Consider the following 13,908-nt stretch of genomic DNA (forward strand, 5'->3'; position numbering starts at 1 on the left):
CCGGCGCTGCTTTCCGCGCGGGTCCGTCGCCTCCAACGAACCGGCCCGATGCCCTTCTGGTCGAGGGTGACGGAAGGCCAGCGAGTCAGTACCCGATGAACCAGCTCGTGCGCATGTCGCATATCGTGATCGCAGACGCCGTCGAGGAGCCCTCCCCGAGCCTCCGGGTTCCCTTCGCCCAGTCGGGCGCCTTCGTGTGCAAATTCATCATCGGCGAACCCAACGACCGCGCGGTCTGTTGCGGCGCGCCGGTGCAGGACGGAAAGAGCTGGTGCGCCTTCCACCGCCGGATCGTCTTCGAGCCGACCCGTCCGGGGCGGCTGCGATAGCAGAGGCCGATCGGGACCGCTACCCGTCCCGAACCGGTTTTTCTCCCCCGGCGGTCGTCCCGGCGCTCACGCGGCGCGGCCGTAGATCGGGAAGGCCTCGCTGCGGCCCCGCAGCGCGGTCCGGCTGACCTCGCGCCACGCCTCGCCCCCGGAGGCGTGGCTCGCCCGCGCAGCGTCGAGCGCGGCCTGCGACACGAGGGTGGTCGTTCCGAAGGTTTTGGTCGCCTGCTCGAGCCGTGCCGCGACGTTGACCGCATCGCCCAGCACGGTGAACTCGAGCCGGTCGTCGTCGCCGACCACGCCGACGAACACCTCGCCGCAATGCACCCCGATGCCGATCCGCACCGGATCGTGCGCCGAGGCGGCGTTCCAGGCCTCGACCAGCGCCTCGAGCCGCCCCGCGAAGGCGAGGGCACCCGCCGCGGCGTCGGCCCGGACCTCAGGCACCCCGAACACCACCAGGGCGCCGTCGCCCATGAACTTGTCGATCAGGCCGCCGGTCTCCCGGGCCGCCTGGGCGACGCAGCGGCGAAAGCCCGTGATCAGGACCGCCACCGTCTCGGGATCGGCCCGCTCCGCGATGGTGGTCGAGCCGCGCATGTCGACGAAGGCGATCGCCGCGTGCCGCCGCTCGCCGAGGCGCAGGCCTCCGCCCTGATCGAGGCTGCCGCCGCGCTCCAGGAGCGGCGCCAGCTCCGCCGGCAGGAAGCGCGACAGGGCCGCCCGCCGGGCCGCCTCGCGCAGGGCCAGCACCGCCAAGAGCGCCATGATGCCGACCGACACGACGCTGCCGAGGCCGACCCAGGTCTCGATCTGGTGGGCGTGCTGCTGGTAGCCGATCAGCAGCTCGTCCTCGCGGCTGCGCATCGTCTCGACGATCCGGCGGATCTCGTCCATCTCCGCCTTGCCCTCACCGGCCCGCACCAGGGCGAGGGCGCCGGTGCGGTCGCCCGCGCGGTCGAGGGCGATCGTGCGGTCGAGCTCGGCGAACTTGCGGTCGATGGCGGGGCGCAGGGCGGCGAGGCGAGCCTCCTGCTCGCCGTTGCCGCGCAGCTCCGCCGCGAGGCGCGGCATCTCGGCGGCCACCCGGCCGAGGCCCTGGGTGTAGGGGACCAGGAAGGCGGCGTCTCCGGTCAGCAGGTAGCCGCGCTGCCCGGTCTCGCTGTCGAGGAGGTCGGCCAGCACCTGCATCAGGGCGCGGTCGATCGACAGGGTGTGGGTGATGCGGTGCTGCACGCTGCTCTGCCAAACGAGCAGGAGGCCGTTCGCCGAACCGACGAGCAGCAGCAGCACCGCGCCCACGAAGGTCATCCCGGCCCGGGGGCCGATCCGCGCCGGACGCGTGCGGGCCGGCGAGGCGGGAAGGGGGGCGTCTGGCGTCATCGGCGGGGCTCGTCCGGGACAGGGGCGCGGGACGGGCCCTCGGCTCACCGTGCGATATGGGGAGGCCGGTGCCGGCCGCAATCGACCGGCCGACCTACACTCGCTCCCGCCGCAACCGAGCGCCTTCAGGACCGGGCCCGGCGCCGGGACGGGGCATCGCCGCCCCGCTCCCGCGGCGGGCGTCGTCCTCTTGCGGCGCCTCGCCCGGGCCGCCGGGCGGCGCCAGCGGCGGCGCCGGGTCGGCCAGGGGCGCCACGATGGTACAGGTCACGCCCTCGGGCGGGAAGCCGAGGCTCACCGTGCCGTCGAGCTCGCGCGCGAGGCTGCGCTCGATCAGGCGCGAGCCGAAGCCGGTGCGGGTCGGGGGCACGACCGGCGGGCCGCCGCTCTCGCGCCAGTACAGGGAGAGCCGCCCCTCGGCGACGCTCCACGACAGGGCGACCCGGCCCGTCGGCACCGAGAGCGCCCCGTACTTGACCGCGTTGGTAGCGAGCTCGTGCAGCGCCATGGCGATCGAGAGGGCGATGCGGGGCGGCAGGCGCACCGCCGGGCCGGCGGCCGAGAAGCGCGGCCGGCCCTCGCTCACGTCGGACGGGCCGCCCGGGCCCCCGAGGGGCGCCAGCGCGTCCTTGACCACTTCGGCGAGTTCCGCCCCCTCCCAGCTCTCGCGGGTGAGCACGTCGTGGACCCGCGCCAGGGCGATCAGCCGGGCCTCGAAGGCGGCCTTCGCCGCCTCGGCGGTGGATCCCTTCATGCCGCGCAGGCTCTGCATCGCGATCGACTGCACGGTGGCGAGCGTGTTCTTCACCCGGTGGTTCAGCTCGTGCACCAGGAGGCGCAGGTGCTCCTCGGCGCGCTTGCGCTCGGTCACCTCCTGGTGGATGCCGATCACCCGGCGCGGCCGGCCTCCGGCATCGCGCTGCACGATCGCCTGGGCGCTGACCCAGCGGGCGCCGTTGCCGTGCGGCGCCTCCGCCTCGGGCCGGATCCGGAACTCGGTGCGGTAGTCGGCCTCGCCCGCCAGCAGGTCGGCCAGAGCCGTCTCGATCCGGGCCCGGTCGTCCGGATGGACCGAGCGGGTCCAGCCCTCGTGCGAGAGGGGGGCGTGCGCGAAGATCTCGGACGAGCGGGCCGAGAGACGGTGCTGCCCGGAGGCGAGGTCGATCTCCCAGGTGCCGAGCCGGCCGGCGGCCAGCGCCAGCCGCAGGCGCTCCTCGCCCTCGCGCAGGGCGAGCTCCGCCGCCTTGGCCTCGGTGACGTCGACGTTGCAGCCGGTATAGCCGAGGAAGCGGCCGTGGTCGTCGAGGCGCGCCACCCCCTCGCACAGGATCCAGCGCGTCGCCCCGTGCCGGTCGATCACCCGGGTGGCGTGGCGGAACGGCGTGCGCGCCGCGAAGGCCTGCTGGAAGGTCTGCTGGAAGCCGAGGAGGTCGTCCGGATGCACGACCTCGCGCCAGCGCCCCTGCGCCAGCGCCTGGACCGAGCGGCCGAACAGGTACTCGTAGTGCATGTTGACGAAGACGAGCTCGCCCTCGGCATCGGTCATCCAGATCATGGCCGGGGCGGAATCCGCCATGTGGCGGAAGCGCGCCTCGCTCTCGCGCAGGGCGACGAGGCTGCGGCTCTGCTCGGCCAGCGCCTCGTCGCGCTCGGCGATGCGCCGGCGCAGGCTCTGGGAGGCGTCGGCCAGCACGTCGGCGAGCTGGCGGATCTCGCGGATCGGCGTCGAGACCCGGGGCACCGGCTGGCCGGCGGCGAGCGCCCCGCCCGCGGTGGCGAGCTGGCGCAGCGGGCCGGCGACCCGCGCCCAGAGCCGCACCGCCAGGAGCGAGGACGCGGCGAGCGCCAGGAGCCCGAAGCCGCCGAAGGCGACGATCCAGTGGCGCAGGGGCGCCTCGACCCGCTCGCGCAAGATGCTGGCGCCGACGATCCAGCCGGTCGCCCGGACGGTGGTCTCGACGTAGAGCACCGGCTGCCGGCGCCGGTCGACCCCCTCCCAGATCCCGGAAGCCGCCGTCGGGCGGCCGCGCAGGGCGGCCAGCATCGGCTGGCCCGCCAGGGTCGCGTGCTCCGCGGAGCGGGCGAGCAGCAGGCCCTTGCGGTCGACGATGCCGGTGGTCCAGCCCGGCGCGAGGTCCTGGACCAGGATCTGGTGCAGGCGCTCCACCGGCACCGTGACGCTGAGCACGTAGGCCGGCGCCCCGTCGACCACGACCGGCACCGCCACGTCGAAGGTCGGCGGCCGCCCGGGGGCGCCCATCCGGACGCCGCCGACCACCGGCCGGCGCGTCGCCAGGACCTCGGCATCCTCCTCGTGCGGGGCCTGCGGCACCGGCGCGCCGGGCGCCAGCGCGGTGTTGACGAGCTGCGTCCCGTCCGGCCGGCGCAGGGACAGGTCGAGCCCCGTCGTCTCCCGCACCGCCCGGGCCTGGGTCTCGAAGCCGTCGAGCCCGCTCTTGCGCAGGCGCGGCGAGGCCGCCAGGGTCTGGAGCACCGAGACCAGCCCGGCGATGTCCCGGTCGATGGTGAGCGCGATGCCGCGCACGCTCTCGCGGGCGTCCTGCTCGAAGCGGACCCGATCGAGAGCGGCGTAGCGGCCGAGCAGGATGGCGGTGAACAGCAGGCCCGGCCCGACCAGGGCGACCACCAGGGCGACGAGGTAGACCTGCGTCGACAGCCCGTCCCGGCGCAGGGCGCTGAGACGGCGGCGGATCATCACGGTGGCGCGCGGGCGGCGCGGGAGGGTCAAGGCGTCGGGCCCTGTCGGCTTGTCGGGTCTTCTCGGCTTGCCCGGTCGACATGGCCGAGGTCGCGCCCGGGCTCGATCCGGTCGCGCACCCGCTGCTTGAGGGCCTTGATGTCGGGAAATCCGCCGTCGCGCCTGCGCTCCCAGATCAGGGCGTCGTCGCAGGTGATCGCGAAGGCGCCGCCGCTCCCGGGGATCAGCGCCACCTCGCCGATCGCGTCGCGGAAGGTCGAGAGCAGCTCCTGCGCCATCCAGCCGGCCCGCAGGAGCCAGTTGCACTGCGTGCAGTAGGTGATGGCGATGCGCGGGCGGCCCTCCGCCGGGACGGGGGGCGTGCCGGCGGGGAGCGCGTCGGCCTCGGTCGCGGGAGGGGGGGCGTTGTCGCTCATTTCAGGTTCGACTCCTCCCCGATCCCCCCGACTTGTCAACCGTGCCGGCTCGCCGGGCGTGATCCGGCGCACGGCTCAGGCGAGCTGGCGCAGCACTACGAGGCTCGCCGCCACGCCGGCGATGCCCGCCGCCACCGACACCGCCACGTAGGCGAGCGCCGCCCCGTGGGCACCCCGCTCCCACAGCAGGAAGGCCTCGAGCGAGAAGGTCGAGAAGGTGGTGAAGCCGCCGAGCACCCCGGTGGTGAGGAAGAGCCGCAGCGCCTGCGGCCCGCCGCCCCGGGCGGCGAACCAGCCGGTGAGAACCCCCATCAGGATCGAGCCGACGACGTTGATCACCATCGTGCCGAACGGGAAGCCGCTCCCCGCCCGCGCCGCCCACAGGTTGACGCCGTGGCGCAGGGCCCCGCCGAGGCCGGCGCCGAGAAAGACCACCAGATAGCTCACCGCTCCGACGCCTCCGCTTGATGCCGGGCGCCTTCTGCCACGGCCCGGCGCCGAGGGCGAGCAGGAGGGGTGCAGCGGGAGAGGAGCGACGGGGGAGGTGAGGCCAGCCCCGCGACCGTGGCCGGCAGGCCGAACCGGGTTACGTCCGGTTCGGCGGGGCCATGCCCCGTCATGCCACCGTCACGTCCCCGCCGCATCGCTGCCGCAAAGTCAGCCTCGGGGGCGAATCGTGACCACCATCTCCATCCGTGCCGCCGTGGCGGCGGGCGGCCTCCTCGCGAGCGCGGGTCTCGCGCAGGCCCAGTCGATCGAGGCGCGGGTGCCGAACCTGCAGCGCACGGACGATCCGGTCTCGGTGGCGGCCGGCGGCGCGACGATCGTCAACCAGGGCCTGCAGGGCGTCGGCCGGCTGTCGGCCAACACCCGCGACTTCCTCGGCGATTCCCTCGGCTCGTTCTCGTCGCTCGCCGTCGACCTCGCGACCTGGCGGCGCAGCGGCGACACCTACACGGGCACGCTCTACACGCTGCCCGACCGCGGCTACAACAACCCCGACGGCGGCCTGTTCAGCGACTATGCCGGCCGGCTCAACCGCTTCTCCCTGAGCTTCACGCCCTATGCGGGCGCCGCCTTGCCGCAGGCCACGACCTCGCAAGCCCAGGTCACCCTGACGCCGGACGGCGGCATCGTGCTCACCGACGCCAAGGGCCAGCGCTTCAGCGGCCTCGATCCGGCCGCCGGCACCACCGTGCAGCTCGGCGGGGTGCTGCCCTCGGCCGCCGCCGGCCCGAGCGCGGGGCGCATCAGCCTCGACGCCGAGGGCCTGGCGCGCCGCCTCGACGGCTCGTTCTACGTCAGCGACGAGTACGGCCCGAACGTCTACTACTTCAACCGCAGCGGCCAGCTGCAGGGCCTGATCGGCATCCCGGCGGCGCTCCAGCCGGTGACGAACGGCCAGCTCAACTTCAACTCGCTCAACCCGCCCGACACCGGGCGGCGCAACAACCAGGGCCTCGAGGCCCTGGCGCTGACCCCGGACGGGCGCGGCCTCGTCGCCATCCTGCAGAGCGCGACACTGCAGGATTCCGGCCCCAACCAGCAGCAGCGGGCCAATACCCGCATCCTCTACTACGACATCTCCGGCACCCCGACCCCGGCGGCGCCGAGCCGCGAATACGTGCTGCAGCTCCCGGTCTATCAGCAGAGCGGCAATGGCGGCGGGCCCAACCGCACCGCGGCCCAGAGCGAGATGGTGGCGCTCAACGACACCCAGTTCCTGGTCCTGTCGCGGGATTCGAACGGGCTCGGCACCGGCAACACCACGCCGATCGTCTACAAGAGCGTGCTCCTCGTCGACACGGCGGGCGCCACCAACATCGCCGGCAGCGCCTATGACGGCACGACGCCGATCGCCCCGAACGGCACCCTGCGGGCCGGCCTCGCTCCGGTGCAGACCACCGAGGTCGTCAACCTGCTCAACCCGGTGCAGCTCAACCGCTTCGGGATGAACCTCACCACCGGCCCGGCGACCCAGACCACGCTCCCCGAGAAGATCGAGGCGATGGGCCTCGTGCCGGTGCTGAGCGAGCGGGCACCCAACGACTACTTCCTGCTCGTCGGCAACGACAACGACTTCCTGACCCGCCAGGGCGTCATCAACGGCCAGCCCTATGACGCCGGCATCAACAACGACAACATCCTGCTCGCCTACCGGCTGACCCTGCCGACCTACGTCGACCCGCTGTCGCTCGCGGTGATGAAGGAGACGGCGCCGACGGTGCTGCAGGGCCTGGGGGCCGGCGCGATCACCGCGGCGGCCTCCGCGACGCGCGGCGTGCAGGACCATCTCTCGGCCCTGCGCCGCGGGGCCAACCTGCCGGCGGGGGCCGGCCAGGGCGCCTGGGGCACCGCCGGCCCGGCGCTCTGGGTCGGGGGCGACGTCGTGTTCGCCGACCAGCCGCGCAACGGCGGCCTTTCCCTCGACCGCACCGTCGCGCAGGGCTCGGCCGGCCTCGACCTGCCGCTCACCGGCCCGTGGCGGGCCGGCCTCGCGGTGGGCGGGGGCGGCGGCTCGCTGTCGCGGCCGCAAGGAGCCTATCAGCAGGGCTTCCGCCAGGACCAGGGCGCCTTCACGGTCGCGGCCTATGGCGGCTATTACGGCCCGAGCCTCTATGCGCAGGGCATCGTCGGCGGCGCCCCGATCGTCGACTTCTCGGGCCTGCGCCGTCCGGCCGCCTACGGGCTCACCGCCGCGGCCCGGACCTCCGGTTCCGCCCTGGCGCTCGACGGCGAGGCCGGCCTCGTCTTCGACCGCGCCGCCTTCCGGCTGACGCCCTTCGCGGGCCTGAGCCACTACTCGGCCCGGATCGACGGGTTCACCGAGCAGGGCGCGGCCGGCAACAACGTCGCGTATGGCGGCCTCACCGTGCTCCAGACCACCGCCCGCTTCGGCGTCGAGGTGGCCTATTACGGGTTGTCCGGCATCGTCCCCTCGGTGCGGGTGGCCTACAATGCCGGGCTCGGTCCGCAGCGGAGCGCCGGGCTCTTCCGTCTCGCCAGCGTCCAGAACCCGCTCGCCACCGCGACCGCGGCGGTGCCCTTCCTGCAATCCGACTTCGTTACCGCCGGCGCCGGCCTCCAGGGCAGCCTCACCGAGCGTCTCGGCTGGCGGGTGGATTACCAGGCGGCGATCGGCACCCGGACCGGGGTCGCGCACGGGGTGACGGCGGGGCTGCGGTACCAGTTCTGAGGGGTGGGCACCCGGCAGCAGGTGCCCACTACCCCGTAGGATCCGCCGGCCTTTCCCGGACGACTGAAACGAAGTGGAAGGAGATCCGGAATCCAGCACGAAAGGTCGCGAAGCGTCCGCCCGTCTGCAACGTTGCAGAGGCTGAGCCGCTTGGCGGCAAGTTCTCTGCTGGATCCCGGATCTCCTTCCGCTGACGCTCCAGTCATCCGGGAGAGGGGGCGGGTTCGAGCAGGAACCGCTGCGCCCTCACCCCCCGAACCGATCCCGCCATGCCCCTTGCGCCCCCGCCACCGGCAGGGCGCGCGCGTGGTAGACCCCCAACGCCACGGCGCGCGCCAGCACCCGCGCCGCCGCGTCGCCGAGCCGGGCCAGATCCCCGACCGGATCCGCGAGCGGCACGGCGCCGGTCGCGGCGGAAAAGACGAGGTCGCCGTCGAGGGGGGTGTGGGCCGGCACGATCGCCCGGGCGAGGCCGTCCTGCGCCATCACGGCGAGGCGGCGGGCCTCGGCCTTGGTCAGGCGGGCATCGGTGGCAACCACCGCGATCGTGGTGTTGGCGCCCGGCATCGGCTTCACCGGCCAGGCGAAGGCGTCGGGCGCCGGGGTCGCGGGCGAGCCCAAGCCCCCGAACTCGGCGCCGATCTCGAACGGCGCGGCCCAGAAATGCGGCCCGTCCCCGACCGTGACCCGCCCGAGCGCGTTGACGGCAACCAGCGCCGCGACGCGCAGGCCCGTGCCCTCGACCGCAGCCGAGGCGCTGCCGAGCCCGCCCTTGAGGTTCGCGGTCCGGGCGCCGAGCCCGGCCCCGACCGAGCCCATCGCCACCGGGCCGGTGCCGGCCTTCGCCGCGGCGGCAAAGCCGAGGTCGCGGTAGGGGGGATAGCGGCCCCACGCCTTGTCGCCGCCGTTGAGGAGATCGAACAGGATCGCCGCCGGCACGATCGGCACCCGGGCCGGGCCGACCGCGAAGCCGCGGCCGGTCTCGGCGAGCCAGGCGGTGACGCCCGAGGCCGCATCGAGCCCGAAGACCGAGCCGCCGGACAGGACCAGGGCATCGACCCCCGGCACCGTGCGCTCGGGATCGAGGAGATCGGTCTCCCGCGTCCCCGGCCCGCCGCCGCGGATGTCGACCGCCGCCACGGTGGGTGCGTCGAACACGACCGCGGTGACGCCGGACAGCGCGCGGGAATCCTCGGCGTGGCCGACGCGGATGCCGGCGATGTCGGTGAGGCCGCCGCTCACCGCGACTCGGCCCGGCGCACCAGCTCGGCGACGGCCGCCTCCTCGGCGGCGGTGAGCCCCCGCGGCGGGGCCGGCCGGCGCCGGCGGGCGGCGGCCCACAGGGCGAGGCCGCCGAGGCCGACCACCAGGACCGGGGTGAACCACAGGAAGGCGGTGTGCCAGGCCAGCACCGGGCGCAGCAGCACGAACTCGCCGTAGCGCTGCACGACGTAGCTCAGCACCGCCTCGTCGCCGTCGCCCTGGCGCAGGCGCTCGCGCACGATCAGCCGCAGGTCGCGGGCGAGCGGCGCGTCGGAATCGTCGATCGACTGGTTCTGGCAGACGAGGCAGCGCAGCTCCGCCGAGATCGTCCGGGCCCGCGCCTCGAGGGCGGGGTCCTTCATCACCTCCTCGGGCTGGACCGCACCGGCCGCGACCGGCGCGAGGAGCACGAGGGCGAGCAGAAGGGCGCGCAGGGCCGGGGAAGGGGCGGGCATGCGGCTACTCCGCCGGAACCGAATGGGGCGGCACCGGCCCGGCGGCGTCGCGGATCGCCGGCCGCGAGGCCGGGGCGCCGACGCGGAAGCGCCGGTCGGTGAGGGACAGGCCGCCGCCGAGCGCCATCACCACGGCGCCGAGCCAGATCAGCAGCACCAGGGGCTTGTAGTAGAGGCGGATACCGACGCGGCCGTCGGTGCCGGTCTCGCCGACGCTGGCATAGACCTGGCTCACCCCGCGGGTGAGCAGGCCCGCCTCGCTCACCGACATGTTGCGCGAGGCGTAGAAGCGCTTGCCCGGCTCGATCACCCCGACCGGGTCGCCGCCCTCCCGGATGGTGAGGTGGGCCACCGTCTCGGTGTAGTTCGGTCCGGTGCGGGGCAGGACGCCCTCCAGCACCGCGACGTAGGGGCCGGCGCGGAGCTCCCCGCCGCGCGGCAGGGTCGCCAGCGCCTCGACGCTCCAGGCCTGGGCGGCGATGCCGATCACCGTGACGCCGACGCCGGCATGAGCGAGCGCCGTGCCCCAGGCCGAGCGCGGCAGGCCGGCGGCGCGGCGCAGCGACACGCCCACCGTCTTGGCCCTCGCCCGCGTGACGATCTCGAAGGCGGCGCCGAGGATCAGGTAGGCGCCGAGGCCGATGCCCAGCGGCGCGCCGACCGGCCCGCCCCAGGTGACCGCGACGGCGAGAAGCGTGACCGCGATGGCGAGCGCGAAGCCGACGAACAGCCGCTGGCTCGCCGCCGCGAGGTCGCCGCGCTTCCAGGCCAGCGTCTGGCCGAACGGCACCACGAGGAGCAGCGGCACCGCGAGCGGCACGAAGGTCAGGTTGAAGAAGGGCGGCCCGACCGAGATCTTCTCCCCCGTCAGCGATTCCAGCGCCAGGGGATAGAGCGTGCCGACCAGCACCGTGGCGCAGGCCGCCGACAGGAACAGGTTGTTCATCACCAGGGCGCCCTCGCGGGAGATCGGCGCGAACAGGCCGCCCTGGCGCAAGGTGGGCGCCCGCCAGGCGTAGAGCGCCAGCGAGCCGCCGATGAACAGGACCAGGATGCCGAGGATGAAGGTGCCGCGGGTGGGATCGGTCGCGAAGGTGTGGACCGAGGTCAGCACGCCCGAGCGCACCAGGAAGGTGCCGAGCAGCGACAGCGAGAAGGTCAGGATGGCGAGCAGCACCGTCCAGACCTTCAGGGCGTCGCGCTTCTCCATGACCACGGTGGAGTGGACCAGCGCGGTGCCGGCGAGCCAGGGCATCAGCGAGGCGTTCTCGACCGGGTCCCAGAACCACCAGCCGCCCCAGCCGAGCTCGTAGTACGCCCAGTACGACCCCATGGCGATGCCGACGGTGAGGAAGCACCACGCGGCGAGCGTCCAGGGCCGCACCGCGCGCGCCCAGGCGGCGTCGATCCGGCCCTCGATCAGCGCCGCGATGGCGAACGCGAAGGTGATCGAGAAGCCGACATAGCCGAGGTAGAGCAGCGGCGGATGGATCGCGAGGCCGGGATCCTGGAGCAGCGGGTTGAGGTCGCGGCCTTCCATCGGGGCCGGGTTGAGGCGCGCGAACGGATTCGAGGTGACAAGGATGAACAGCAGGAACACCGCGGTGATGGCGGCCTGCACCCCGAGGGTGTTGGCGCGCAGCACCGGTGGGACGGAGTTGCGGGCGAGCGCCACCACGGCGCCGAACAGCGCCAGGATCAGCACCCAGAGCAGCATCGAGCCCTCGTGGTTCCCCCAGACGCCGGAGATCTTGTAGATCAGCGGCTTCATCGAGTGCGAGTTCTCGACGACGTTCTGGACCGAGAAGTCCGAGGTGACGTGGGCGTAGGTCAGCGCCCCGAACGCGAAGGCGATGCACACGAAGGTGGCGAGCGCCGCCGGCACCGTGATGCTGCGCAGGACCGGGTCGCCGGCGCGGCTCGCCCAGACCGGCATCACCATCTGCGTCAGCGACAGGGCGAGCGCGAGGGCGAGGGCGTAATGACCAACCTCGATCAGCAACGGGGCGACCTTTCGGTAAGCGGGTGTCGAGCGCGGCGGACGATCGGCCGACGGGTCTTGCGACCCGGCGTCCCGCTGCGGCGGAACGCGGGCGTCACCTTAATCCGCTTCCCGGGCCGAGCCGCCAAGACCTTCCGCCGCACGGGGCGTGACTATTTCACGGCGGTGCGCGAGACCGATCCGGGCTGGTCCTCGCCGGCTTGCGCCTGCTGGGGCTTGCCGCCCGCGGGCTTCGCGGGGCCGCCCGCGCCGCCCTCCTGCCAGCGGCCCTGCGCCTTGAGGGCGTCGGCGACCTCGCGCGGCATGTAGGTCTCGTCGTGCTTGGCCAGCACCGTGTCGGCCCGGAAGGTCCCGTCGGCCTGCAGCACGCCCTCGGTCACCACGCCCTGGCCCTCGCGGAAGAGGTCGGGCAGCAGGCCGCGGTAGCGCACCGCCACGGTCGAGCCGGTATCGGTGACGGCGAACTCGACATGCCCGTCGGCCTCGCGCTTGAGCGAGCCGGCCTCGACCAGCCCGCCGAGGCGAAAGCGCGTGCCCGGCACGACCTTCTGGCTCGCCACCTCGGTGGGGGAGCGGAAGAACACGATGGTGTCGCGCATCGCCGTCAGGACGAGCCCGAGGGCCGCCGCCAGCACGGCGCCGCAGACGAGGATGAGGACGGAACGGCGGCGCCGGCGCGTCATGGGGCGGGTCTCAACGCGGGCGGCGGGGGAGGGGGGTCGCTGTCGTCATCAGGGGCGTCTCCCGAGGGGCCGGCGTGGGGAGCCGGCTCTGTTGGTGTGTTGTGCATCGGCCCGGCTCGCCTGGCGAGGCGGGAAAAAGGCGGGGGCGCACCGTGGGATGATTCGCAAGCCTCTGCCGTCCGAAGGCCCCGCGCCCCCGGATCTTCCCCTCTGCGGGGCGGGGGCGATCGTCAAGGGGCCGCCCTCGCACCCAATCCCATCTCGCGGGCCACCTCCTCCACCGGCGCGAGCTTGCCAGGGTCGCTCCCGAGCGCGCCGCGGGCCTTGGCCAGCGTCTCCTCGGCCCTCGCCCGCTCGCCCAGCACCCCGTAGGAGCGCACCAGCCGGGCCCATTCCTCGCCCGTCCCGCCCTTCTCGGCGAGGCGCTGCGCCAGCCCCTCGACCATGCCCCGGACCATGCCGCGCTGCTCCTCGCTCATCGCGGGGGCCGTGGCCGGGGCAGCGCCCGCGGCGGGGTTGGCTGCAGGCGGCGGGGTGCCGTCGAGGCGGGCCAGGCTCTCGCGCACCATCGGCAGCCAGGGCGCCTCGGCCGGGGAGGCGGCGACGAGCGCCGCGTAGCGGGTGCGGGCCTTGTCGCGGTCGCCGTCCTGCTCGGCGGCGCGGGCGAGGTAGAATTGCGGCTTGACCGCCCTGGGATCCTGGCGGAGCGCCCGCTCGAAGGCGTCGCGGGACTTGGCGGAGACGACGCCGTCATCGGCCGCCACCAGGGCCTCGCCGTAATCGGCGAGCCGGCCCGCGTCGTCGCCGAGGATCCGCAGGGAGTTCTCGTAGGCCTTGATCGCGTCCTCGACGCGCCCGACCCGCAGGTAGACCGGGGCGAGCACCGCCCAGCCGCGGCCGTCCTCGGGCGCCTTGGCGAGATGCGCCTCGATCTGCGCCACCGCCGCGGCGAGATCGTTGCCGGCCGCCTTCGCGTGGGCCAGGCGATCGGCCTGGGGCCGGGCCGGCAGGTCGGGCGAGCCGTAGATCCCGTAGACGAGGAGCGCGACGAGCGGCACCGTCGAGAGGGCGAAGGCGGAGGCGGCGCGGCGCCGGCGCAGGGCCGGCTCGCCGACGGCGCCGGCGGTGCGGCCGGGATCGCGGCTGGCGCGCAGGAGCCGGCGCGCGGCCTCCGCCCTCGCGGCCTCGGCCTCCGGCGCGGCCAGCAGGCCGCGGGCGGCGTCGCGGTCGATCTCGCGCAGCTGGTCGCGGTAGAAGCCGGTCTCGGTGGCGATCCGCGCCTCGCCCTCCGGCACGGCCAGGGCGGGGCGGCGCGACATCGGCCAGAGCAGGGCGAGCACCGCCAGGCCGGTCATGAGCGCGAAGATGAACCAGATCGCCGTCATGCCGCCTGTGTAGCCCCCCGCCCGGGGCGACACGATTCGACGGCATGGCGACACGGTGTCACGCAGGGGCAGTCCCG

General features: G+C 74.3%; 11 protein-coding genes. 2 read left to right on the forward strand and 9 right to left on the reverse strand.

The window, feature by feature from the left end; all coding sequences use genetic code 11:
- Positions 1 to 95 precede the first annotated feature (95 nt).
- Positions 96 to 329: a GcrA family cell cycle regulator gene (locus tag V3T34_RS14615; protein WP_331369199.1), complete on the forward strand. Its 234-nt coding sequence runs from the start codon at positions 96 to 98 to the stop codon at positions 327 to 329.
- Between the two features lie 66 nt (positions 330 to 395).
- On the opposite strand, the gene V3T34_RS14620 is transcribed toward V3T34_RS14615, so the two are convergent.
- From V3T34_RS14620 to crcB, 4 genes are all read right to left on the reverse strand, one after another.
- Positions 396 to 1,712 (reverse strand): CHASE3 domain-containing protein, encoded by a 1,317-nt coding sequence (locus V3T34_RS14620; RefSeq protein WP_305077659.1) that lies wholly within the window; start codon positions 1,710 to 1,712, stop codon positions 396 to 398.
- Positions 1,713 to 1,806: 94 nt separating this feature from the next.
- Complete coding sequence (locus V3T34_RS14625; RefSeq protein ID WP_407942710.1) at positions 1,807 to 4,428, reverse strand: sensor histidine kinase; 2,622 nt, start codon at positions 4,426 to 4,428, stop codon at positions 1,807 to 1,809.
- Positions 4,429 to 4,457: 29 nt separating this feature from the next.
- Entirely contained in the window at positions 4,458 to 4,847 is a 390-nt protein-coding gene (locus tag V3T34_RS14630; protein ID WP_082742477.1) for an Rdx family protein, read from the reverse strand.
- A gap of 75 nt (positions 4,848 to 4,922) precedes the next feature.
- Complete coding sequence (gene crcB / locus V3T34_RS14635; protein WP_060846850.1) at positions 4,923 to 5,294, reverse strand: fluoride efflux transporter CrcB; 372 nt, start codon at positions 5,292 to 5,294, stop codon at positions 4,923 to 4,925.
- 229 nt (positions 5,295 to 5,523) lie between these two features.
- Between crcB and V3T34_RS14640 the strand changes: the two genes are divergently transcribed.
- A complete protein-coding gene (locus V3T34_RS14640) occupies positions 5,524 to 8,043 on the forward strand; it encodes an esterase-like activity of phytase family protein (RefSeq protein WP_305077661.1) in 2,520 nt (839 codons plus the stop codon).
- Between the two features lie 246 nt (positions 8,044 to 8,289).
- On the opposite strand, the gene V3T34_RS14645 is transcribed toward V3T34_RS14640, so the two are convergent.
- The 5 genes from V3T34_RS14645 to ccmI form a co-directional block, all read right to left on the reverse strand.
- Complete coding sequence (locus tag V3T34_RS14645; RefSeq protein WP_305077662.1) at positions 8,290 to 9,285, reverse strand: P1 family peptidase; 996 nt, start codon at positions 9,283 to 9,285, stop codon at positions 8,290 to 8,292.
- Positions 9,282 to 9,761 (reverse strand): cytochrome c-type biogenesis protein, encoded by a 480-nt coding sequence (locus V3T34_RS14650; protein ID WP_091881362.1) that lies wholly within the window; start codon positions 9,759 to 9,761, stop codon positions 9,282 to 9,284. Before V3T34_RS14650 ends, V3T34_RS14645 begins: the two co-directional genes overlap by 4 nt.
- Before the next feature lie 4 nt (positions 9,762 to 9,765).
- A complete protein-coding gene (locus tag V3T34_RS14655; RefSeq protein ID WP_305077663.1) occupies positions 9,766 to 11,763 on the reverse strand; it encodes a heme lyase CcmF/NrfE family subunit in 1,998 nt (665 codons plus the stop codon).
- Positions 11,764 to 11,915: 152 nt separating this feature from the next.
- Positions 11,916 to 12,446: a cytochrome c maturation protein CcmE gene (gene ccmE / locus V3T34_RS14660; RefSeq protein WP_060846845.1), complete on the reverse strand. Its 531-nt coding sequence runs from the start codon at positions 12,444 to 12,446 to the stop codon at positions 11,916 to 11,918.
- A gap of 230 nt (positions 12,447 to 12,676) precedes the next feature.
- Positions 12,677 to 13,831, reverse strand: coding sequence for a c-type cytochrome biogenesis protein CcmI (gene ccmI / locus V3T34_RS14665; RefSeq protein WP_305077664.1), 1,155 nt, complete (start codon positions 13,829 to 13,831; stop codon positions 12,677 to 12,679).
- Positions 13,832 to 13,908: the final 77 nt, after the last annotated feature.

Origin of the sequence: Methylobacterium ajmalii, from assembly GCF_036448855.1 — a bacterium.
Lineage (GTDB): Bacteria > Pseudomonadota > Alphaproteobacteria > Rhizobiales > Beijerinckiaceae > Methylobacterium > Methylobacterium ajmalii.